The following is a 23599-nucleotide window of genomic DNA, read 5'->3' as shown; positions in this document are numbered from 1 at the left end:
AAGGTCTGCTCATGAATATGAACAGACCTTTTTATGAGTGATTAATATTAAACCCCTAAAAGCAAACGAGCAGGATCTTCCAATAATTGTTTTACACGAACTAAGAATCCTACAGATTCTCTGCCGTCAATAATCCGGTGATCATACGATAAAGCCAGGTACATCATTGGACGTACAACTACTTCACCTTTCTCTGCAATTGGTCTTTCAATAATATTGTGCATCCCTAAGATCGCAGATTGCGGAGCATTAATAATTGGCGTTGACATCATTGAGCCAAATACACCACCATTGGTGATTGTAAAAGTACCACCAGTCATTTCCTCGATAGATAATTTGCTATCGCGGGCTTTAGTAGCCAGCTCAATCACAGATTTTTCAATCTCAGCCAGGCTAAGGCTTTCTGCATTTCTGATAATCGGAACCACCAGACCTTTCGGTGCGGAAACTGCAATTGAAATATCTACAAAATCATTGTAAATGATACCATCTCCGTCAATACGCGCATTAACCGCAGGGAAATCTTTCATTGCTTCACACACTGCTTTCGTAAAGAAACTCATGAAGCCTAAACCTACACCATGTTTCTCTTTGAATTTATCTTTATATTTTCCGCGCAGGTCCATGATCGGCTTCATGTTAACTTCGTTAAAAGTCGTTAACATCGCTGTTTCATTTTTCACTGCAACAAGGCGTTTTGCCACTGTTTTACGTAATGGAGACATTTTCTCTCTACGCTCATTTCTTGAGCCAGGCGCAGCAGCAGCAACTGGTGCAGCAGCAGCAGGAGCTTTAGCGGCAGCAGCTGGTTTTTCTGCTTTTAATGCATCTTCTTTAGTAATACGGCCGTCAACACCAGTACCTTTCACAGCACCCGCATCAACACCCTTTTCAGCCAGGATTTTCCCTGCTGCAGGTGAAGGCGTTCCCGTAGCATAATTCTCTCCGGAACGTTCTGCCACAGCAGCAGGCTGCTGTGCATCATTTGATACTGCTTTCTCTTCAGCTGGTGCAGCTTCTTTAGCTTTAGGGGCAGCTCCACCATCTTCAATACTACAAACTACTGCTCCTATAGCCAATGTATCGCCTTCGCTAGCCACTGTTTTTAAAGTTCCGGCTTGTTCAGCAGTAAGTTCAAAAGTTGCTTTATCTGACTCCAGTTCAGCAATAACCTCATCCATTTCTACAGCATCACCATCATTTTTCACCCAACGGGATAAAACAACTTCGGTAATTGATTCGCCTACTGGCGGAACTTTTATTTCTAGACTCATAATTGTTGTATTATATTTTCTAATCTACGTTATAAACTTTACTCACTGATTTTTTAGCGATTTTTTTGTCTTCTGAACTTACAGGCAGCTCAAAAGCTTTAGCTAAAATATAAGCCTGCTGATCTGCGTGTTGTTTAGCATAACCAGTAGCTGTACTGCTGCTTTCTTTTCTTGAAATCACCTCAATATCATTGAAAGCTGTTTTCCTGGTTTTACGCAACAGGTATGGCCACGCTCCCATATTTTCAGGTTCTTCCTGTACCCATACAGCATCATTTGCATTTTTATAACCCTTGAAGATTTCTTCCATCTGCGCCAGAGGCGTAGGGTATAATTGTTCTACACGTACGATTGCGACATCTTTGATCCCTTCTTTTTGCTGTTTTTCAAGCAATTCATAGTAGATCTTGCCACTGCAGTACAATACTCTTTTAACGTCATCTGCTTTCACATTTGCATCGTTAATAACCTCTTTGAATTTTCCATTGGTAAAATCTTCCAGCGGGGAAACACATAAAGGATGACGCAGCAGGCTTTTCGGTGTAAACACAATTAAAGGCTTTCTGAAATCACGGCTAAACTGGCGACGGATTGCATGGAAGAAATTGGCAGGAGTAGTACAGTTAGTTACCTGCATATTGTAATCAGCACAAAGTTCCATAAAACGCTCTATCCTTGCAGAAGAGTGCTCAGGACCTTGTCCTTCATAACCGTGTGGCAATAACATCACTAAGCCATTCTCACGCTGCCACTTAGTCTCAGCACTTGCAATATACTGGTCAACTACAATTTGTGCTCCGTTAAAGAAATCTCCGAATTGAGCTTCCCAGATAGTCAGTGCATTTGGGTTGGCCATTGCATAACCATATTCAAAACCAAGTACGCCGTACTCAGATAAATGTGAGTTATAAATATCAAAGCTTGCCTGTTTCTCGTCCAGGTTTGCCAGTGGGATATACTCCTCTTCAGAATCTTCGAGTGTTAACACCGCATGACGGTGAGAGAATGTTCCACGCTCTACATCCTGTCCGCTTAAACGAACACGTTTACCTTCTTCCAGTAAAGTAGCGTAAGCCATTTGTTCGCCCATCGCCCAGTCGAAAATGTGTGTAGAGGTAGCCATTTTATTTCTTTCACCGAAGAGCTTTTCAATTTTCTTAAAGAACTTCTTACCAGCAGGAAGTGTACTTATTTTTTTAGCGATATCAAGCAGGACACTTTTGTCAACAGCGGTATCCGGAGAAACCAGGAAGTCGTCCGCACTTGCGATTCTCATATCAGACCAGGCGCCGGCAAATTTAACTGCCTTATAGGTTGATACAATTTCTTTAGCTTCATTTAACCGTTGCTGCAAAATTCCACGGAATTCAACTTCCATTTCTTTCGCCATTCCTGCCTCGAGTTTACCCTCGCTAATCAGCTGCTGAACATAGATATCTCTTGGGTTAGCATGCTTTTCAATAGTTTTGTATAATAACGGCTGCGTGAACTTAGGCTCATCAGACTCATTATGTCCAAATCTGCGGTAACACAGGATATCGATGAATACATCATTTTTATATTTCTGACGATATTCCATTGCCAGATTAATCGCATAAACCAGAGCTTCCGGATCATCACCATTCACATGGAAAACCGGAGAAAGGGTTACTTTAGCGATATCAGTACAATAAGTACTGGTCCGTGCATCCTTATAGTTCGTGGTAAATCCGATCTGATTGTTAATCACCAGGTGAATCGTACCACCGGTTTTGTAACCATCAAGTCCGGCCATCTGAATCACTTCATATACAATCCCCTGACCGGCAACAGAAGCATCACCATGAATCAGAATAGGTGCAATTCTAGCGTTGTCACCATCATATTTAAAATCAATTTTAGAACGGGTCATTCCTTCAACCACACCATTTACTGTTTCCAGATGCGATGGGTTCGGGCACAGACTCAGGTGGACACTCTTACCGTCATTTGTGGTTACGTCAGTTGAGTAACCCAGGTGATATTTAACATCGCCGCCAAATGGAGATTCAGCACTGTATCCTTTACCTTCAAACTCAGCAAAAATATCCTGATAAGTTTTTTGCATGATATTGGCAAGCACATTCAGTCTTCCGCGGTGGGCCATACCAATTACAAATTCCTCGATACCCAGCTCAGCACCTTTTTCAATTACAGAATCCAAAGCAGGAATCAGTGACTCAGCACCTTCCAGAGAGAATCTTTTCTGACCCAGGAATTTGGTACCTAGAAAATTCTCAAAACTTACCGCTTCATTCAGCTTTTTAAGAATTCTTCTTTTTTCTTCAATGGAGAAATTAGGCGTATTTTGTACACGCTCCATTTTCTGTTCAATCCAGTTCAGTACTTCAGGAGTACGAACAAACTTATATTCAGCACCTACAGAACCACAGTATGTTTTTTCAAGAAAAGCTACAATAGCGCTCAGCTTTGCTGCACCAATACCCAGTTCAACACCCGAATTAAAAACGGTATCCAGATCAGTCTTACTCAGACCGAAATTTTCGATATCCAGCGTAGGCAGGTGGTGACGTCTTTCCCTTACAGGATTGGTTTTAGTAAACAAATGTCCACGTTGTCTGTATCCGTTGATCAGATTCAGGACATTAACTTCCTTTAAAAAATGTTCCGGAGCTGCTTCGCTGGTCACGCCAGCCTCTGAGCTTCTTCCAAAATCAAAACCCTCAAAAAATTTCTGCCAGCCGAATTCGACAGCAGCAGGATTTTCCTTGTAAGCCTGATAAATAGAATCGATGTATTCGGCGTTTGCGCCGTTGAGATAAGATAAATTATCCATTGTTTGTGAGTTGGTATAAGTATGGCAAAATTAGGATTTTACCTTGTAAAACAGCTATAATTCTTCCAAAAATTCAACAATGTCACAAACGTTTTTCAAGGGCCTGATCTGATCATGAACAAGAATATCGAATTCAGAAATTAAACTGCCTGCAACTAAAAGAGGAATATTTAAACTGTCTAGAACCTTCTTGATTATTTTGTTGACATCTTTACCCAGATTTAAGGAGGTAAGAACGATAAATCCATAATCCGGCTTATAACCGGATATGACTTTTTTTAAATCAGCGTAAGGGATTTCCTGTCCGAGATAGAGCGTGTCCATACCACATTTTTTTAACAGGTAACGCGCAAAAAGAAGCCCGGTTTCATGCATTTCCGCTTCCGTTAGAAAGAGCAGAAATCGTTTAGGATTAGCTTTATGCGGCTTCGTCAGCTGGTCTATTTCTACGATGATCCGGTCTCGGATCAGATTGGAAGCAAAATGTTCATGAGAAGGATCGATCGCTCCGGTCTGCCACAACATTCCAACCTTTTTCATAAATGGGAAGAGCACTACGTCCATTGTATCTACCAAACCCATTTCGGCAATACATCCCGAAAGAATCTCGGCGAAAGCCTCTTCGTCATAATGCAGTGTGGCTTCCGACAAATGCAGCACCTGCGCGCTATCATTTCTATAATCAGCCTGCAGTTGCTCAACAAGGTCTCCAATCTGCTTCTTGCTCATCTTTGCAATTCTGCTGATTTTGTAGCCTTTTTCGTTCAATGTCACGATATTAAGCAATTGCTTCAGATCATTTTCATCATAATAACGAATATTTGTCGGCGTTCGTTTGGGAGGGACAAGGTTATACCTGGACTCCCATGCTCTGATGGTATGAGCCTTAATCCCGATAAGTCCTTCGATGTCGCTGATAGAGTATCTCTTCACTCCTTGGACAACAAAGCATAAACAGAAAATGTTTTAAAATGAATTTTGTTGAAACAGATAATCTACTGATACGCTGTCGGGATTAGACCTGAGCCTCCAGATTCAGCATTTTCAATTGCTTATCCAGGTCATAAAGATTTTTAGCCTTGGGCTCTACCGCCCCTGAAGCAATATTTGCCCAGTTACCCCAGTTACTGGCAGGAGAATAATCCAGCAGTTTCTGTTCAAAATAAAGCACGCCTTCAATCCAGCTGATCTTCAACACATGGACCAGATAGGTAGCCACCAGGATGCGACCTGCGTTACTAATCTGACCGCTTTTGTTCAGGTTACGCATAAAACCATCAACAATTACATGCCCGGTCTTTCCCGTTTTCCAGTTTTCGAGCAGCTGTACGTACACCTGTGGATCTGACTCTGCCTGAAGATGTTCCAATTTTTCAGTATAGAAATTCACCCCATGTTTTTTCAGCATGAAACGGAAGAAATCACGGAGCAGCAGACCTTGTAATATCGCACTAAGCACCGGAGTGGCTGCTTTACCCTCTAGTGTGTTTTTTATAGCCCAGTAAACTTTCCTTGGCGAAAGGCAGCCGGTTGCCAGATAAGGTGACAGATGCGTGGAAAAGACAGATTTCCCTGCCTGACTCCTGTTGATTTTTGCATGTACCGGAGAATCCGCGCGAAGCATCTCTTCCAGTTTCATGATCCCTGCCGCCTCTCCACCATGAATTATTTCTTCCGGGCATTCAGGAATAGCTGGCATTTCACCCCAGCTTTCAACTTCCACAAAAGAGATTTTCTCAGGGACTGCAAGACATTCTTTGACCATAGCATCACGCTCAGTTTTCTTTTTAAACTGGCCGAAAACATCTGGAATATCTTTAATTGGAAATGGCAGATCTTCCTTATTGTATAATGTATGACCAATAAAGTGTCTGAGATTAACCTTTAGCTTCCACAGATGGTCCTCTACCGATGAGGAATCGGCTGTCTCCTTATTAGATACCTCGCGATGATGGTATACCTCGGCAATATCGTATTGCTCCACTAATTCTGGAATACAAATTTCCGGTTGTCCGGAAACGATTAGCAAATCACCTTGGAAACGCTGAAATGATTCTCTCAATGCCTGAACACTTTCAAGTAGAAAACGCTGCCTGCACGGACCCGCATGATTACCATCGTACACCTCAGTTCCAGAAAAATCAGGATCGAAAATGTAAACGGGCAGGATACGATCTGATTTGGCAATAGCTTCCACGAGCATTTCGTTATCATGCAAGCGCAGGTCATTCCTGAACCAGACCAGTATTTTCCTCGTGTCCATTTTGTCTCGTTTAATTTAGATTAAATTCAGATTAATTCACAAAAATATAGCATTTTTATCCGAAGGACTAATATAAAAGCGAATATTTACATAAGCAAAACAATCTTAAGCCATTATTAAGCGCATTAAACAAACTTAAATTCAAGGTTTTGGTTATTCTATTATGAAGCAGCACATATTAATCACAGGCGCCACAGGGATGTTAGGCAAAAAGCTCGTTTCAGCCTTACTGGAACAAGGCCATTCCGTCTCCATTCTCAGCAGAAAACAAAAAGTTATTCCTGGGGTCAAGGTCTATCTATGGGACGTGGACAAACAAACCATTGACGAAGAATGCATTGATGCTGCGGATTGCATTATTCATCTGGCCGGAGAAAATATTGCCGGTGGAAAATGGACACCAGAGAGAAAGCATAAGTTAATTAGCAGCCGGGTAGATTCCACTCATCTCCTGTATCGCACTATTGCAACCCGGACCAACCGCATCAGCCACTTTATTTCCGCTTCTGCTGTCGGTATTTATGGAGACAGGGATGATGAAATTCTAACTGAAGAAAGCATACCCGGAACAGGCTTTATGGCAGAATGCTGCAAAAGATGGGAGGCCTCAGTGGACAAAGGACTGGCATTAGGGATGCGTGTATCCAAAGTAAGAACCGGGGTCGTGCTGGGCAAAGAAGGAGGCGCACTGGAACCAATGGCTAAAGCGGTCCGATTTTTCGCCGGAGCGCCCTTGGGCACAGGAAAACAATGGGTTCCATGGATCCATGAAGAGGACATCATCAATATCTATTTGCACCTGCTCGAACATCCCGGATACAGCGGCACATTAAATGCGTGCGCCCCCTACCCGGTAACAAACGCCTATCTGACCAAAGCGATTGCAAATGAATTGCACAGACCTGTCTGGCCGATTAACGTACCCGAGCGGATTTTAGAATTGCTATTAGGGGAGATGACAGCTGTAATTCTTAACAGCAACAATACCAGTGTGCAGCATCTGCTTGACACCGGCTTTAAATTTAAATATACACATCTGGAAGATGCCCTCGCTGCGATTTACAGTCAGAAACTCTAAATATTCGAAGCAGAAAGCTAACAATCCGTAATTTAGGGGCAGAATACATTAAGATATGAAGCACAAAGATAAAGTCAGCATTTGCTGGCTGCGCAGAGACCTCAGACTGGATGATCAGGCCGCATTATATAAAGCTTGCAAAGCGAAGTACCCTGTTGTCTTATACTTCATCTTCGACACCAATATTCTCAATGAACTCAGCGACCGTGCAGATCCAAGAGTCACGTTTATCTACCAGCAACTGCAGCAGCTGAACACACAACTGCTTCCCTTCGACTCATCTGTCCGGCTTGCCTTTGGAACACCCGAGACGTGCTGGCCGGAACTACTGCAGGAGTTTGATGTTCAGGCTGTGTACACCAATCATGATTATGAACCCTATGCTGCAGAAAGAGATAGTGCACTGGCAGAATATCTAAGTTCAGAGAGTATCCCTTTTTATACATTTAAAGATCAGGTCATTTTCGAAAAAAAGGAGATTACCAAGGCTGATGGACTGCCCTACACAGTATTCACCCCCTATTTCCGGCAATGGAAGAATAAGCTGAACGACTTCTTCCTGAAAGCTTATCCCTCGATAAAATACCTGGATAATACCTATAAAAAACAGTGGCCAATTATCCAATTGGAGGAGATAGGATTTCAAACCAGCACAATGGAATTCCCCGGCACGGACTTCAGTGGCAAGCTGGCAGCATACGAAGAAAAAAGAGACTACCCTGCTGCCGATGCAACCTCACATTTAGGTCTGCATCTAAGATTTGGAACAGTTAGTATCAGGACCGCAGCCAAAGAGGCTATTGATCAGAAAGCCGAAAAATGGCTGTCAGAATTGGCATGGCGGGATTTCTACATGATGATCATGTGGCATTTCCCTCAGACTGTAACCCAATCCTTTAAACCTGCCTACGACCGCATTAAATGGATTAATGATCCGAACGATTTTCAGGCCTGGAAAGAAGGCCGTACAGGGTATCCCATCGTAGATGCCGGTATGCGACAATTAGCACAAACCGGTTATATGCACAACCGCGTCCGGATGATTACGGCAAGCTTCCTCACCAAACATCTTTTAATCGACTGGCGCTGGGGCGAGGCCTGGTTTGCCGAAAAACTATTAGATTATGAGCTTGCAAGTAACGTGGGCGGCTGGCAATGGGCTTGTGGCTGCGGCAACGATGCAGCCCCTTATTTCCGCGTCTTCAGCCCTGAACTCCAAACCAAAAAGTTCGATCCCGATCATGCCTATATTAATCATTGGGTGCCCGAATACCAACAAAAAAAGCATGTCCAACCTATAGTCGAACATGCTTTTGCAAGAGAAAGAATTCTCCGTGTATTTAAGGCGGCGCTTAATCAGTAGCGCCTATCCCGGACTCCAAGTACTCCAATTCACTTCAAACCTCGGAGTATTAGGCACCCCGCCAGATGTGAAATTACCAAACCCTTGGACTCCAACCCCGGAGCCTAAATATGTACCCATATCAATTAAAATTGGTCCATATACATTATTAACTGAATAGTTGGCCAGTGTATATTTAAATGATTTGGGGCGTTCCTCTGGAATGCGGAAAATCCCGAGGTTAAAATTTACATCTCTAAAAGAATAATTAGTTTCGTTCGTTCTCCATCCGCCAAAGGTCTTTTTTAATTCTTGCTTAGAGGTAATATATATTTTTGTACTTGTATTAAAACCACCAACCCTGTAGTCTTCTACCCAACACTCGACAAACAACCTTCGCTTCTTATCTCCATTATAATATAGCTCTGACTTAATTAAACTAGTAATAATCTCGTCACCAGAAGCCATTGAAATATTTTTTGCCTGCGATTTGTTAGATATACGTTGAACATACACGTTACTCAATGAATCACTTTTTTGTATTTTCAACAACTCCTCTTCTGTTTTCCGTACCCCTTTATAACTAATAATCCTATTATCTTTGGTATAGACAATCATATATTCTCCTACCCTGACCTCGCCGCGAAGATTGATAAACTTAGATGATAACGGTGTACCAAATCTATAGGTTAATGAACTATCCCCACTAATATTGACTAAGTTTTTATATTTATTTTGAAATTCGGCAAAAGACTTATCGCTATTTACACTTTCATACTCACGATCTAAGTTTAGAAATACAGCTCCGTATGATTTAAACTCTTCAACACCATCAACAAAGTCAGTAATTTCTGACCCCGGTCGTTTCATCAAAAGCGTAGATAACGAATCGAAAACACGATCATTTTTAAATTTTAAATACCCGTCCTCAATGGTTACATCAGGCACCAGCTCAACCTGAGATCTACTAGGTAACAACAATTGGTCCTTTTTACAAGAGGAAATAAAAAAACACAATAAAGCACTTAAAAACACTAAAATAACATTTTTATTCATAATTGGTTTATATTTAAGCCAATTATACACAAAACAGAGGTAAATAAAAAACAATTAACAATAATAATAACTATTAAATAAAAAACAAATATTAAAAATCAAAAATCAGATATAAAAATGATATAATTAACTTATAAAATAACAAATATCATTGTATTATGAAATAATAAGATTTAAAAGGCAAATAGTATCAAATAATAATATAATGAACCATTCGAAAGCCAATCATTTATATTAATCATTGGGTGCCTGAATACCAACAAAAAAAGCATGTCCAACCTATAGTCGAACATGCTTTTGCAAGAGAAAGAATTCTCCGTGTATTTAAAGCGGCGCTTAATCAGTAGCGCCGTGTATTATTTAACGTCTACGATTTCAATATCAAAATCAAGTACAGCATTAGGAGGAATTGTACCATCTGAACTACCCGGAACACCATATGCACGGTCAGAAGGAATAAGCACACGAATCTTACCACCTTTAGTGAGTTTACCAGGAATAACATCTCCCCAACCTTTAACAAATTGATCTTCTAAGCTCGATGTATAACTACCGTCTATATTTGTTTGAAATACAGTTCCATTTAAGAATCTACCCGTATAATTCATAACCAGTTCAGTGCTTTTTGTAATTGGCACCGTACCTGTTCCAGGTTGAGTGATGATATATTGTACTCTTGATGGATCTTTAACTACAGTCAGCTTATTATCAGCTACAAATAAGTTAATCTCCAGGTCATCAATATCGTGCTGATGCTTTTCCTTATACATTTTCAGATCAACAATGATAATTTCGTTTGATCCGATATTCAAAGTCGTATTACCATTTTTACCGAAAGCCATGCTTGAAGGAAGAATGACCCTTGCATTTCCACCCCTGCGCAGTTTCGACATTGTCTCACGGACAGCAGTTAAACCTATCTCTCTGCCCCCTAAAGTAAAGCGGTCAGTGTAACCCAGTAAACTTAAACCAATCATATAATCGGAGTTCTTCGCAAAACTACGCCCATCAACCGTCTGGAAGTTAAAAGAGTAATAAACCGAATCTGAATTAACAACTGCTTCACCATCACCTTCGTTCAGGATCTGGTAATAGTATCCCGAAGGATCTTTTTCTGCTTTGATATTATTTTTAGCAATATAGGCCTCGATATTACGCTCGTCTAGGGTTGCTACAGTTTCATAATCTTTCTTACAGGCAGTAAAAAAAACAGTCAGACCAATCAGGGCCAGGGTAAATCCAGATAACTTTTTAAACATTATATATTTATTTATTTTCTTCTTCTTTCTCCACTTTCGGTATAACATCAATTAACTTGATATCAAAATCAAGAATTGAGTTTATGGGCAACTTACTAACCACCCGGTTCTGATAAGCCATTTTAGAAGGAACGATCAACCTGATCTTTCCACCTTTGCGGATCATAGGTATTCCTTTCTGCCAGCCTTCGATCCCTGTATTCAATACAAACCTTGTAGCCAGAGCCGGATCAGTTGATGCAGTAGAATCAAAAAACAAAGGCTGGATGCCATCTTTAAGAAAATTTGCTTTATACTGTATTCTCAACGTGTCTACCAGCCGGAAAGCATCACCTGCACCAGCTTCTTCAATTACGTAAAAAAGTCCTTCATCAGTTCTTTTTGCCTCAATCTTGTTTTTTTCTACATATGCCTCAATCAGCTTGATATCCGTTTCCAGCTGTGCACCTTCAATATCTTCATATAGAGGATCGGTTTTACAGGCTGCGACTAAACACAGTACAACCACAAACAAACCTATAATCCTGCTTTTCAACATATCGCACAAAAATAGTCTTTTATTAGGTATAGCGCAATATTTAACCATTTTTAACAAATATGGCCGGCAGACAATGCTTACCGGCCATATCAGCCTTATAAAAATAGCTAACAAGCAAATTAAAAACTACCTGTAAGATTAATAAAAGTATTTGTTTGCTGCGATTAATTGCTGTGCAACCTGTTGACGGGCGGCTTTCACATTAAAAGGTTCCATTTTAGTAAAACGTCTCAGGCCTACCAGCATCATTCGTTGTTCATCACCTTCCGCAAAAGCCCATAAGGCTTCTTTACCAGCTTTTTGCACTGCATCTACTGCTTCTACAAAATAAATACGCATGAGGTTCAACTGACCTTCACAAGCCTCTTCGCCTTTCAAGCTTACTAGCTTTTCCGTTCTCAGTAAAGCAGATTCTGCGATATAAACATAACCTGCCATATCTGCAATATTCATTAAGATCTCCTGTTCTTTGGATAAGCTTATCATCAGCTTTTGCACAGCAGAACCAGCTACCATCAACGTCGCTTTTTTCAGGTTTTTAATAATTTTTTTCTCCGCTGCAAAAAGAGATTCATCCGGCTCAGCAAAATCTGGAATCGACATCAGTTCTGCAGCTACGGCTGTCGCAGGTGTCATCAGATCTAACTCACCTTTCATTGCTCTTTTCAGCATCATATCCACAGTCAGCAAACGATTAATCTCATTAGTACCTTCAAAAATACGATTGATCCTGGCGTCACGATAAGCCCGGTCCATTGGCGCATCTGCAGAGAATCCCATCCCGCCATAGATTTGCACACCCTCATCTACTACGTAATCCAAGGCTTCAGAACCCCATACTTTTAAGATGGCGCATTCCACGGCGAATTGCTCGGTAGATTTCAATTTTGCTTTACTCTCCTCCATACCACCGGCAACCAGTTCAGCAAAAGCGTCGTCGATATTTTGCCCGGCACGATAGTTCGCCGATTCAACCGCATAAACTTTGGAAGCCATTTCTGCCAGCTTATAGCGGATTGCGCCATATTTAGAGATCTGACGCTCAAACTGCACTCTTTCGTTAGCATAATTTATCGCTATACTAATTACACTTTTAGAGGCTCCTATAGCCGCAGCAGCCAATTTAATACGGCCAATATTTAAGATGTTAACCGCTATTTTAAATCCATTCTGGCGCTCCGAAAGCATATTCTCCGCCGGAACTTTACAATCATTAAAGAAAACCTGACGGGTAGATGAACCCTTAATACCCATTTTATGCTCTTCAGGATTCATTGTGATACCGCCAAACTCACGTTCTACAATAAAGGCTGTCAGGTTTTTATCATCTTCAATTTTCGCGAATACAATAAAAATATCTGCAAATCCACCATTGGTAATCCACATTTTCTGACCATTGATCACATAGTGTTTTCCATCTTCTGTCAATACCGCTTTCGTCTTACCGGAATTAGCATCAGAGCCGGAGTTAGGCTCAGTAAGACAATAAGCAGCTTTCCATTCACCAGAACCCAGTTTAGGAATATATTTAGCCTTTTGTTCCTCATTTCCATAATAAAGGATAGGTAACGTACCAATACCAGTGTGCGCAGAAAGTGCTACAGCAAATGAATGTCCTGCACCGATTACATCGGCTACCAGCATAGACGTATTGAAATTCTTTCCGAATCCACCGTAGTTTTCAGGGATGGAAACACCAAGAATACCAAGTTCACCTGCCTTCGTTAACAAAGACGGCATTAATCCCTCTTCCAGTTTGTCTATCCTGTCCAGATTAGGATAAACTTCCGTATTCAGAAAATCGCGGCATGTTTGAGCAATCATCTGCTGTTCTTCATCAAATTCTTCAGGAATAAATACATCCTGGAAAGTAGTATCCTTGATCAGGAATTCTCCACCTTTTACTTTTGTTTTGTCTGTAGTTTCCATAATTTTAAAGCATTTCAAATATACCGGCAGCACCTTGTCCACTGCCCACACACATCGTTACCATACCATATTTACCGTCGCGTCGTTTCAATTCATTAAATAACTGAACCGATAATTTAGCACCTGTACAACCGAGTGGATGTCCTAAGGCTATTGCACCCCCGTTTACATTCAGCTTTGCAGTATCCAGCCCTAAGGTTCTGACAATGGCCAGAGACTGAGAAGCAAAGGCTTCGTTCAGTTCAATCAGGTCCATCTGCTCCAGCTTCATATTTGCGCGCTTTAATGCTAATGGAATAGCCTCTATAGGACCTATACCCATAATTCTTGGCGGCACACCTACCACGCCATAACTTACCAGTCTGGCAATCGGGTCGACACCAAGTTCTTTAAGCTTACTTTCAGATACAACTAACACAAAGGCAGCACCGTCAGAAGTCTGTGAAGAATTTCCTGCTGTAACGCTTCCGTCAGCTGCAAAAACAGGTTTTAGTTTAGCCAGCTTCTCCAGACTTGTATCTGCCCGGGGTCCTTCGTCTGTGTCAACCGTATAGGTTCTGGTCTTTTTTTTCATCTGACCATCCAGATATGTTTCTGACACTTCTATAGGCGCGACACCCGCTTTAAGATGTCCATTCGCAATTGCTTCCACAGCCTTACGGTGAGAATGGTAAGAGAATTCATCCTGATCTTCCCTGCTAACCTTATATTCATTGGCCACTGCCTCTGCAGTTAACCCCATTCCCCAATACCAGTCCGGATTATTTTTAGCAACTGTGGCATTCGGCACAACTTTCCATCCGCCAAATGGCATTCCGGACATTACTTCGACGCCGCCTGCAATAATACAGTCGGCCATTCCCGACCTTATTTTCGCTACAGCGGTAGCAATGGTTTCCAGCCCGGACGCACAATACCTGTTGACCGTTACCCCAGGAACCTTATCGGTATCCAATCCCATCAGCGACACCATACGACCGATATTCAGGCCCTGTTCTGCTTCAGGTGTGGCATTTCCTACAATTACATCGTCTATTTCTTCCTTATTCAGGTTTGGAACAGAAGCGACCAGTTGCCTGATTACTTCCGCAGCCAGATCGTCTGCTCTTGTAAAACGGAATACGCCACGAGGTGCTTTTCCTACTGCTGTACGTAAACCTGCTATGATATATGCTTCTTGCATGTCTTTATGTATTTAATTCCTTTTTCCACCTGCTAAGCACAGGCCTGTTCAGGATTGAAACAATCTTTTGAATTTCGTTAATTACGTAATGGCTTTCCTTTGGTAATAATACTCTGTATTCTTTCCAGTGTTTTACGTTCTGTACAAAGCGACAGAAATACTTCCCGCTCCAGGTCAAGCAAATACTGCTCGGTTACTTCAGTTGGTACAGATAAATCGCCTCCACAAAGTACATAACCCAGTTTCTCAGAAATCTTCTGATCATGAGCAGATATATAGTGTCCCGAAAACATTGTATTTGCACCCGCATAGACAATACCTAATCCTTGTTTACCCAGAACACGAATATCCTTACGTGGTACAGGCTTGGTATAACCTGCTTCTGCAAGTTCTATCGCTTTTGCTTTCGCATCTGCAATCAGCCTGCTTCTATTCATCGTAATTGCATATTTACCTTTCTGCAGATAACCCAATTCCTCAGCTTCAGCGGCAGAAGTAGAAACTTTAGCCATCCCAATAGTCAGGAAGCGGTCTTTTAATACATTCTGAACAATCTGATCTTCTTTAAATTCATCGGAAGCCCGCAATGCAAATTCTTTGGTACCGCCACCACCAGGAATAACGCCCACTCCAAACTCAACCAGCCCCATATAGGTTTCTGCATTAAGCTGAACAAAATCGGCATGCAGACTGAATTCACAGCCGCCGCCCAGGGTCAGATTATGCGGTGCCACTACAACCGGAATAGCAGAGTATCTGATGCGCATTGACGTATTCTGGAATAAGCGGATCGCCATATCCAGTTCTTCCCATTCCTGCTCCACAGCCATCATAAAGATCATCCCTACATTTGCGCCGGCAGAGAAATTTGCACCATCGTTACCAATTACCAGTCCGCGGTAGTCTTTTTCTGCGAGATCAATAGCTTTATTGATCGCTTGCAAAGTATCTCCCCCAATTGTATTCATTTTGGAGTGGAACTCGACATTCAGAATCCCGTCGCCCAAATCTATAATGGAGGCACCGGCATTCTTCCAGATCGTTTTAGATTCGCGGATATTATCCAGTATAATTAATCCTTCCGTACCTGGAATAGGGAGATAAGATTTTGTTGGGATATCATAGTATTTCTTTTGCCCCTGTTCAACTTTATAAAAGGAGTTATTTCCAGCTGCCAGCATCTCCTGCACCCATTGAGCAGGCTCATGACCATATTGTTTCATTCCCTCCAGTGATTCCTGAATTCCGACGGCATCCCAAACCTCAAAAGGTCCCAGTTCCCAGCCAAATCCAGCACGCATCGCATCATCGATACGGTAAAGTTCATCTGAAATTTCAGGAATACGATCAGAGACATATTCAAACAGGCCAAATGACGACGTACGGAAAACTTCAGCCGCTTTGTCTTTACCATTTGCAAACACCTTCATTCTGTCACTCACCTTTTCAATAGTCTTGGTTTGTTCCAGTGTGGCAGATTTTACTTTCTGCTGCGCACGATACTCCAGTGTTTTTAAGTCTAACGCAAGGATCTCTGTCTGTCCTTCTGCATTCTTGGTTTTTTTATAGAATCCTTGCTTGGTTTTATCTCCCAGCCATTTATTCTCTTCCATTTTCACTACATATTCCGGCAGCTTGAAAAGGTCATGTGCTTTATCATCAGGGCAGTTGTCATATAAACCTTTAGCAACTTTAATCATGGTGTCCAGACCAACAACATCAGAAGTCCTGAAGGTTGCCGATTTAGGACGCCCCATTGCCGGGCCTGTATATTTATCGACCTCCTCTACAGTAAGGTCCATCTTTTCTACCAGATGAAGTAAAGCCATGATAGAATATACACCTACCCTGTTTGCGATGAAGGCTGGAGTATCTTTACAGAGCACTGTGGTTTTACCCAAAAATTTATCACCATAATGCAAGAGAAAATCTATAAGTTCCGGTTTTGTATGTCTGGTTGGAATAATTTCCAGCAGTCGCAGATACCTTGGTGGATTAAAAAAGTGAGTACCACAGAAATTGGCCTGAAAATCTTCAGATCGTCCTTCAGCCATTAGATGAATTGGAATACCAGAAGTATTTGATGTAACAAGCGTACCTGGTTTACGATGTGTTTCTACCTGTTCAAAAACCTGTTTCTTAATGTCCAGGTTTTCAACCACAACTTCAATGATCCAGTCTACAGCAGATATTTTAGCCATATCGTCGTCGAAATTACCAGTAGAAATCAACGCAGCATCCTTTTTAGTATAAAGCGGGGAAGGATTACTTTTAATCGCCTGCTGTAATGCCGTATTCACAATCCGGTTTTTTACTGACGGATGATCAAGTGCTATCCCTTTGGCCTCTTCCTCCGGAAGAAGTGTTTTCGGCGCGATATCTAACAACAATACTTCTACGCCTATATTCGCAAAGTGACAAGCAATGCGGGAACCCATAATACCGGAGCCCAAAACCGCTACTTTATTTACTTTTTTGTTCATCATTTTCTGTAGTTACTGTATATCCCAAAGTCAATTTATTCAATTTCTGCAAAGTCTGAACCAGCTGATTCTTCTCCTGTATGGCCAGATTTTTATTGAGGTAATCATTAAAAGAACGCACAACACCTTTGGCCAATTGTCTTTTCTCCCGTCCGAATTCAGTCAAAAAAACTTTAACTGATCTTTTATCACCTACGGCTGCCTCTCTATATATTAACCCGGATTCTTCCATATTGTTGAGCATCCTGGAAAGACTGGTCGCTTTTACGCCGAGTAATGCGGCCAGCTGCGAAACAGCGGTCCCCTCTTTATCAATATTAATTAACATATAACCGATTGCCTGGGTAATCCCAAATTCAGATGCAATCTGATTATAAGTGTTTGACATATTCTGCCAGACCACCTTCAATAAATAGTCTATGGTTTCCTGTTGTTTCATGAATTACTATGCTTGCATAACAAAGCTAATTAATTAATCATTGTTTTCCAAAGAAAAAAAACCAGTAAAACAGGCTGTTCAAACGAAAAAATCCCTACCCGAATAAACAGGTAAGGATCTTTTTATATTGTTAACCCTTCTCAGAGTTCAACGTCATTAAACTAGTAAAGCGTAAATTCTACTCTTCTATTTTTCTGACGGCCTGCGGCAGTTTTATTAGTTGCAATAGGCTGGTCTTTACCATAACCTGTAGCCTCAATTCTTGACGCATTTGCACCTTGAGAAACCAGGTAAGCTTTTACTGATTCTGCTCTGTCTTTAGACAAGCGCATGTTCAATGCAGCTGGACCAGTACTATCTGTATGTCCTGCTAATTTCAGACTGAAGTTTTTCTCAACCAACAGTGCAGCAACACGGTTTAGTGTAGTGTAAGATTTAGCTCTGATCGTAGCTTTGTTCAGGTCAAACTCAAGATCTTTTATGGCCTCTGCAACTACCTTACGGTCTGCTTCAGTAATAATCACTTTCTCTTTAACAACTGCAAAAGGACAACCAGATCCGTCTACTACCGTACCTGCCGGTGTATTAGGACATTTATCTAATCTGTCTGCAACACCATCACCATCGCTATCTTTCAACAGATCATTCATTTCGGATCTTAATTTTGCGTTGTCAGCTTTTTGCTGATCAAGATCACCTTTCAATGCATCTGCAGTTTGTTTTGCAGCTAATGCCTCATCATAAGTGGCAGCAACCGGATTATGGAAAGCTAACTGTTTACCTTTACCCAATGCAAATTCCAGACCTGCATGTGCGTAGTTAAACTTATCCTTGTTGTTGTTACGGTAAGTACCATCAAGGTTATCGCCATCAACAAAATAAACTGACCAGCCCAGATCTAAATTAACTTTATCATTCAATTTAAACTTAGCACCCAGTCCTACAGGAATAATTAACTCGGAAATAGTTTTATCACCTGCATAATCTGAAGTTCCTGCAGCAGAGGTAACAGTTGGTTTGTAACCAGCCAGACCAGCACCACCGGACACGTACAATTGCACAGCATCTTGTTTTCTGAACATGTCAATATTAAACAGGTTTACCTGTGCATTTAAACTTGCAGCATAAGAAAGGTCTGTTTTAAATGCACTGTTACCATCATTAATAGTAACACCACTTTTATAAGCTTCAGAATTATCTCCTTTTAATTTACCTCTGATCCCATCTAAACGCAATGAGAAATAAGGTGTAATCTGCTTTTTAATATATAACCCGTAACCTAAACTTGATTTCCAGTTCGTGAAATCGTTAGAACCACCCAGAGGTGAAATAGGTGAAAGAATTCCGGCATTCACACCGATCGACCAGGTACTGAATTCAGGTCTTGAAACAGGAGTCGAATCCTGTGCCATTGCAGAGCCGCCAATCAGCAGGGCAGCCAAAGCTACCGGCAAAGACTTAAATAATTTTTGTTTCATAATGTTTAGTATAAGGTAAGGTATCTTTTTCGATACGTTAGCAATATCTATACCAACAATCAAAAAACTATTTTAAACATTAATTCACCTGACTGCCAGCCGATACTTTCAGGCTATCAGATTAATGATCAGTACTTTTGGGTTTATAATCTTCAGCATCAATATAAATCTGCTCAATAACATCCTTATATTTCTCCAGAATAATCTTTCTTTTCAGACTCAGTTTGGGGGTAAATTCACCAGTCTCTATACTCCAGTCTTTAGTTAACAGCGCAAACCGTTTAACCTGTTCCCATTTCCCAAAATCTGCAGAACGGGCTTCAATTTCGCTGTTGTATTTCTCAAGCACCTGCGGGTCTTTCACTATTTCTTCTTTTGAACCTGTGGCAATACCTTTTTTTCTGCACCACGCTTCCAGCGCTTCAAAATTAGGAACAATAAGCGCGGATGGAAACTTCCTGTTTTCACCCAACACCATGATCTGCTCAATCAGCACAGATTCTTTATATTTATTCTCCAGCAGCTGTGGTGCCACATACTTTCCGCCGGCAGTTTTAAAGATCTCTTTTTTACGGTCCGTAATTTTCAGGAACTCCCCGTCAACCAGCTCCCCGATATCACCGGTATGGAACCATCCTTCCTTATCGATAGTCTCCGCCGTGAGATCCGGCCTTCCATAATACCCTTTCATAATATGATGTCCGCGTGTCAACACCTCCCCATCTTCCGCTATCTTCACTTCTACCCCATTAATTGCCGGGCCAACAGTGCCAAATTTAGTATGACCAAAATGGTTCACCGTAATCACAGGGGAAGTCTCCGTCAGTCCATAGCCTTCAAACACAGGCATACCTGCAGCCCAGAAAATCCTTGCCAACCTTGGATTAAGAGCAGCGCCCCCGGAAACAATCACAACAATCTCTCCACCGAGTGCCTCCTTCCATTTTGAAAAAACGAGCTTACGCGCAACACCCAGCTTCAGGTGATATAACCAGCTTTTATTAACCTCAAACTCCTCACCCAGCTTAACCGACCAGTAAAAAAGAGCTTTCTTCACTCCGGTTAATGCCTTTCCTTTCTCCATGATCTTATCGTAAACCTTCTCCAGCAGTCTTGGTACCGTAGAAAATCCATTAGGTTTAACGAACTGAATATCTGCAACAATAGTATCCATACTCTCCGCATAATACAGGGAAGCATCTACATAGAGATATAAATAGGTAATCATCCGCTCGAAAATATGTGACAGGGGCAAAAAGCTCAACACTTTACCTACTTCTTTCGGAAAGATTACCGCTGAGTTCTTAAAATTCTGAACCAGATTATCATGCGTCAGCATCACACCTTTAGGGGTTCCTGTGGTACCGGAAGTATAGATCAACGTAAGTACATCTGAAGGGAGCACCGCATCCCGGTAGGCCTGCAAATCAATCTCTGCATGTGCTTTACCGGCATTAAGAAGCTCTTTCCAGTTTACTGCCCCGGGAACTTCATCAAATGTGTAAATCGCTATATCCGGATTCACAGCCTCACAAACCGGCTTCACTTTCTGATAAAGTGCTTCATCAGCGACAAATAATATGTTCACCTGCGCATTTTCGAGAATAAATTTAACATCTTGTTCCGCCAATGTTGGATATAATGGTACCTGATACGCACCGAATTGTGTAATCCCAAAATCGGTGATATTCCACTCAGGCCTGTTATGAGACATCACAGCGATTCTCGACTCCTTTTTCATCCCCAGGCTAATTAACCCCCTGCTCAGATGATCGACAGTTTCTGCAAATAAAGCGGTGCTATATTTACTCCAGCTTCCTTTTATCTTACCGCTTATAAATTCGTCTTTTGGAAAGTTCTCTAAATTGTATTGGATCAGGTCAAATACTCTGGTGACAGTTACAGGCATATATTTCGCTTTATTTGGTTACCATGAACCCCTGCCGGGAAAATGAAGATCCCCGGATGAGAGGGCTTATTCTCAAATCTAACAAAATAATCCCTCTAATAAAACCAAATTTAATTCCGAAATAATTTCATTTCCAGCATTCTCCCGCAACGGTAACTTTGACTTGTTTAAGCCCCTAAATCTTTTTAAAAAAATACAATTAACCACCAAAACAGCTCTCCGGCATAAAAATTGCTAATAGGGTTTTTACATTCAAATTATATTATCAAACATGAAAAAACTCTTTACCATTCTTTGTTTTACAGTTATTGCAACTATTGCCATACACGCATCCGCACAGGCTCAGAGCTATAAAAATGCGATCGGTGGACGCTTCGGAGCTGCTAATGGTATAACTTTCAAAACATCACTGGGTGATAACAAAATGCTTGACCTGATAGCAAACTTCCGTTCTCACGACAATTATAATTATTTCCGTGTAACGGCTTTATATGAGGTTTATATGCCTATCGCCAACGCTCCAGGACTGAACTGGTATTATGGTGGTGGTGGTTCCATCGGTACTGCAAAATACAAACCGACGCATTCCAGTGATCTTTATCTTGCTGCTGACGGTGTGCTTGGTTTGGATTACAAATTTGCAAATGCTCCCTTGAATTTATCTCTGGACTGGAAACCGGCTATTCAGCTGGCTCCGGATACAAACTTTGATGCGTCGGGGGTCGGTTTGTCATTTAGATTTACCTTCTAAAAAGAAGTCAATGAAATTAAGACACCTTTCGGGGTGTTTTTTTATGAAAAAAAATGATGAAAACTATAACAGTCTCGGCCGGCACCTGCTTGCTTCGCGCACAGCTGATGCCTTCGCCTGTAAGTTTTCATCATTTTTTTCAAGGAATCCCCCGCGTGTTGTGGCTTGATTAGATTTACTTGTATTTTTTATCAGGAAAATCTGGCTTCCTGGTCCGGGAGTGGGTAGGTTTTTTGTTTAGCGCAGAAACAAGGGATTTTTGTAGGGACGATTAGATAGATGTGTGTTTTTGATTAGGAGAACGTGGCTTCCTGATCCGGGAAGGGTGATTTTTTTGTTGAGCGCAGGAACAGGTTTTTTTGTGGGGACGATTAGATTTACTTGTATTTTTTATCAGGAAAATCTGGCTTCCTGGTCCGGGAGTGGGCAAGGTTTTTTGTTTAGCGCAGAAACAAGGGATTTTTGTAGGGACGATTAGATAGATGTGTGTTTTTGATTAGGAGAACGTGGCTTCCTGATCCGGGAAGGGTGATTTTTTTGTTGAGCGCAGAAACAAGGGATTTTTGTAGGGACGATTAGATAGACGTGTGTTTTTAGGGAAACGTGGCTTCCTGGTCCGGGAGGGGTGAGTTTTTTTGTTTAGCGCAGAAACAGTTTTTTTTGTTAGGACGATTAGATTTACTTGTATTTTTTATCAGGAATCTGGCTTCCTGGTCGGTGAGGGGTGAGTTGTTTTGTTAGCGCAGAAACAGGGGGTTTATTTTTCGCAATATATATTTGAATGTACCAGACAAATTGATCAATAATAAAATAAACATCTATATATCACCTGCCCTACCTATTATTATATCTAATCGTCTAGCTTTACCCAACCAAAAAATTATATGGAAGATTTAAATCAGAAATTCACAAATCTAGATGAAAGATTCACAAGTTTAGATGGGCGATTCACAAATCTGGATGAAAGATTCACAAGCTTAGAAGGGCGATTCACAAATCTAGATGAAAGATTCACAAGTTTAGAAGAGCGATTCATAAATCTAGAAGAAAGATTCACAAGTTTAGAAGAGCGATTCATAAATCTAGAGGAAAGATTCACAAACGTAGAAAAGAACATTTCTATACTTGCTGAAATCTGTAAAAGCAACTACGAGTTAATCAAAAAGCTGGCCGACTTAGTGGATCATAGATTTGCTATAGTTGATCATAGGTTTGATACAATAGAAAATAGATTAGGTACAATTGAGAGCCAATTAAATATTTTGACCACTGAAACTTCAAGTAATTTTGATGAAGTTGGTGATCAGTTAGGTACAATCTCTGAACAGCTGGATAAGTTGAAAGTAACTTCAAGATTTGAAGAAGATTATGAAGATTTATTGAGATTTAAAATATAACTAAGTACCTAATATAACGCAAAAAGGCTCCAATAGTGGAGCGTTTTTGCATTTAGTGTTCTATTATTCTTCATCGTAGTTGTAATCCAACGGCAAATAGTAATATGATAGACTTTGCTCCATTTTTCAAATTAGACCCGAGCCTGACCTACAACACACTCAATTCAGGAACTGAAATAACCTCTGTCCTCTCCCCTTGATTCCAACGGGGAAAATAGTGAGCATCATGGTGCATAAAAAAGATGAAAACTTACAGATGAAGGCATCAGCTGCGCGCGAAGCAAGCAGGTGCCAGCCGAGACTGCTATAGTTTTTATCTTTTTTTGCAGGAATTTTTAATTCGGAAATCCGGCTTCCCGGTTCAGGAGTAGTAAGTTTTTTGTTTATCGCAGAAATGCAAGGCGG

At 41.2% G+C, this 23599-nt stretch carries 17 protein-coding genes; 4 read left to right on the top strand and 13 right to left on the bottom strand.

What is annotated here, in order from left to right; translation table 11 throughout:
• Nucleotides 1-47: 47 nt before the first annotated feature.
• From odhB to BLR53_RS15245, 4 genes are all read right to left on the bottom strand, one after another.
• Nucleotides 48-1274 (bottom strand): 2-oxoglutarate dehydrogenase complex dihydrolipoyllysine-residue succinyltransferase, encoded by a 1227-nt coding sequence (odhB, locus tag BLR53_RS15260; RefSeq protein WP_037442833.1) that lies wholly within the window; start codon nucleotides 1272-1274, stop codon nucleotides 48-50.
• Between the two features lie 19 nt (nucleotides 1275-1293).
• A complete protein-coding gene (locus BLR53_RS15255) occupies nucleotides 1294-4089 on the bottom strand; it encodes a 2-oxoglutarate dehydrogenase E1 component (RefSeq protein ID WP_074590928.1) in 2796 nt (931 codons plus the stop codon).
• Between the two features lie 54 nt (nucleotides 4090-4143).
• Nucleotides 4144-5022, bottom strand: a complete 879-nt coding sequence (locus BLR53_RS15250) for a MerR family transcriptional regulator (protein ID WP_244889536.1) — start codon at nucleotides 5020-5022, stop codon at nucleotides 4144-4146.
• Between the two features lie 82 nt (nucleotides 5023-5104).
• Nucleotides 5105-6352, bottom strand: coding sequence for a deoxyribodipyrimidine photo-lyase (locus tag BLR53_RS15245; RefSeq protein WP_074590924.1), 1248 nt, complete (start codon nucleotides 6350-6352; stop codon nucleotides 5105-5107).
• A 163-nt stretch (nucleotides 6353-6515) separates the two neighbouring features.
• Between BLR53_RS15245 and BLR53_RS15240 the strand changes: the two genes are divergently transcribed.
• Complete coding sequence (locus BLR53_RS15240) at nucleotides 6516-7430, top strand: TIGR01777 family oxidoreductase (RefSeq protein ID WP_074590921.1); 915 nt, start codon at nucleotides 6516-6518, stop codon at nucleotides 7428-7430.
• 55 nt (nucleotides 7431-7485) lie between these two features.
• Entirely contained in the window at nucleotides 7486-8793 is a 1308-nt protein-coding gene (locus tag BLR53_RS15235; RefSeq protein ID WP_074590919.1) for a cryptochrome/photolyase family protein, read from the top strand.
• A 3-nt stretch (nucleotides 8794-8796) separates the two neighbouring features.
• Here BLR53_RS15235 and BLR53_RS15230 read toward each other — a convergent pair whose 3' ends face one another.
• From BLR53_RS15230 to BLR53_RS15185, 9 genes are all read right to left on the bottom strand, one after another.
• Complete coding sequence (locus tag BLR53_RS15230; protein ID WP_074590917.1) at nucleotides 8797-9828, bottom strand: hypothetical protein; 1032 nt, start codon at nucleotides 9826-9828, stop codon at nucleotides 8797-8799.
• Between the two features lie 356 nt (nucleotides 9829-10184).
• Complete coding sequence (locus BLR53_RS19710; protein WP_176763550.1) at nucleotides 10185-11087, bottom strand: FKBP-type peptidyl-prolyl cis-trans isomerase; 903 nt, start codon at nucleotides 11085-11087, stop codon at nucleotides 10185-10187.
• Between the two features lie 7 nt (nucleotides 11088-11094).
• The gene (locus BLR53_RS15215; protein WP_176763549.1) at nucleotides 11095-11625 is read right to left on the bottom strand and encodes an FKBP-type peptidyl-prolyl cis-trans isomerase; all 531 of its coding nucleotides are present in this window, start codon (nucleotides 11623-11625) and stop codon (nucleotides 11095-11097) included.
• A 138-nt stretch (nucleotides 11626-11763) separates the two neighbouring features.
• On the bottom strand, nucleotides 11764-13554 hold the full coding sequence (locus BLR53_RS15210; protein ID WP_074590916.1) for an acyl-CoA dehydrogenase family protein: 1791 nt from the start codon (nucleotides 13552-13554) through the stop codon (nucleotides 11764-11766).
• A 4-nt stretch (nucleotides 13555-13558) separates the two neighbouring features.
• Nucleotides 13559-14737, bottom strand: coding sequence for an acetyl-CoA C-acyltransferase (locus BLR53_RS15205; RefSeq protein WP_037442844.1), 1179 nt, complete (start codon nucleotides 14735-14737; stop codon nucleotides 13559-13561).
• Between the two features lie 77 nt (nucleotides 14738-14814).
• A complete protein-coding gene (locus BLR53_RS15200) occupies nucleotides 14815-17220 on the bottom strand; it encodes a 3-hydroxyacyl-CoA dehydrogenase/enoyl-CoA hydratase family protein (protein ID WP_218122990.1) in 2406 nt (801 codons plus the stop codon).
• Nucleotides 17201-17659: a MarR family winged helix-turn-helix transcriptional regulator gene (locus tag BLR53_RS15195; protein ID WP_037442845.1), complete on the bottom strand. Its 459-nt coding sequence runs from the start codon at nucleotides 17657-17659 to the stop codon at nucleotides 17201-17203. The genes BLR53_RS15200 and BLR53_RS15195 overlap by 20 nt, the downstream gene beginning before the upstream one ends.
• A 161-nt stretch (nucleotides 17660-17820) precedes the next feature.
• Nucleotides 17821-19137: a DUF6089 family protein gene (locus BLR53_RS15190; protein ID WP_037442850.1), complete on the bottom strand. Its 1317-nt coding sequence runs from the start codon at nucleotides 19135-19137 to the stop codon at nucleotides 17821-17823.
• A 121-nt stretch (nucleotides 19138-19258) separates the two neighbouring features.
• Nucleotides 19259-21046: an AMP-dependent synthetase/ligase gene (locus BLR53_RS15185; RefSeq protein WP_074590914.1), complete on the bottom strand. Its 1788-nt coding sequence runs from the start codon at nucleotides 21044-21046 to the stop codon at nucleotides 19259-19261.
• A 271-nt stretch (nucleotides 21047-21317) separates the two neighbouring features.
• On the opposite strand from BLR53_RS15185, the gene BLR53_RS15180 reads away from it, so the two are divergent.
• Both BLR53_RS15180 and BLR53_RS15175 read left to right on the top strand, forming a co-directional pair.
• Nucleotides 21318-21797, top strand: coding sequence for a hypothetical protein (locus BLR53_RS15180; RefSeq protein ID WP_037442847.1), 480 nt, complete (start codon nucleotides 21318-21320; stop codon nucleotides 21795-21797).
• Nucleotides 21798-22681: 884 nt separating this feature from the next.
• Entirely contained in the window at nucleotides 22682-23194 is a 513-nt protein-coding gene (locus BLR53_RS15175) for a hypothetical protein (protein WP_074590913.1), read from the top strand.
• The last annotated feature ends 405 nt before the right edge of the window (nucleotides 23195-23599 follow it).

This window comes from Pedobacter antarcticus (assembly GCF_900103515.1).
Taxonomy (GTDB): Bacteria; Bacteroidota; Bacteroidia; order Sphingobacteriales; family Sphingobacteriaceae; genus Pedobacter; species Pedobacter antarcticus.
Note: the sequence above shows the minus strand (reverse complement) of the source record. Positions and strands in the feature narration are given on the sequence as shown.

Coding starts and splice junctions, on each gene's coding strand:
- odhB (WP_037442833.1), bottom strand. CDS start 1,274: ATGAGTCTAGAAATAAAAGTTCCGCCAGTAGGCGAATCAATTACCGAA.
- BLR53_RS15255 (WP_074590928.1), bottom strand. CDS start 4,089: ATGGATAATTTATCTTATCTCAACGGCGCAAACGCCGAATACATCGAT.
- BLR53_RS15245 (WP_074590924.1), bottom strand. CDS start 6,352: ATGGACACGAGGAAAATACTGGTCTGGTTCAGGAATGACCTGCGCTTG.
- BLR53_RS15240 (WP_074590921.1), top strand. CDS start 6,516: ATGAAGCAGCACATATTAATCACAGGCGCCACAGGGATGTTAGGCAAA.
- BLR53_RS15235 (WP_074590919.1), top strand. CDS start 7,486: ATGAAGCACAAAGATAAAGTCAGCATTTGCTGGCTGCGCAGAGACCTC.
- BLR53_RS15230 (WP_074590917.1), bottom strand. CDS start 9,828: ATGAATAAAAATGTTATTTTAGTGTTTTTAAGTGCTTTATTGTGTTTT.
- BLR53_RS19710 (WP_176763550.1), bottom strand. CDS start 11,087: ATGTTTAAAAAGTTATCTGGATTTACCCTGGCCCTGATTGGTCTGACT.
- BLR53_RS15215 (WP_176763549.1), bottom strand. CDS start 11,625: ATGTTGAAAAGCAGGATTATAGGTTTGTTTGTGGTTGTACTGTGTTTA.
- BLR53_RS15210 (WP_074590916.1), bottom strand. CDS start 13,554: ATGGAAACTACAGACAAAACAAAAGTAAAAGGTGGAGAATTCCTGATC.
- BLR53_RS15205 (WP_037442844.1), bottom strand. CDS start 14,737: ATGCAAGAAGCATATATCATAGCAGGTTTACGTACAGCAGTAGGAAAA.
- BLR53_RS15200 (WP_218122990.1), bottom strand. CDS start 17,220: ATGAACAAAAAAGTAAATAAAGTAGCGGTTTTGGGCTCCGGTATTATG.
- BLR53_RS15195 (WP_037442845.1), bottom strand. CDS start 17,659: ATGAAACAACAGGAAACCATAGACTATTTATTGAAGGTGGTCTGGCAG.
- BLR53_RS15190 (WP_037442850.1), bottom strand. CDS start 19,137: ATGAAACAAAAATTATTTAAGTCTTTGCCGGTAGCTTTGGCTGCCCTG.
- BLR53_RS15185 (WP_074590914.1), bottom strand. CDS start 21,046: ATGCCTGTAACTGTCACCAGAGTATTTGACCTGATCCAATACAATTTA.
- BLR53_RS15180 (WP_037442847.1), top strand. CDS start 21,318: ATGAAAAAACTCTTTACCATTCTTTGTTTTACAGTTATTGCAACTATT.
- BLR53_RS15175 (WP_074590913.1), top strand. CDS start 22,682: ATGGAAGATTTAAATCAGAAATTCACAAATCTAGATGAAAGATTCACA.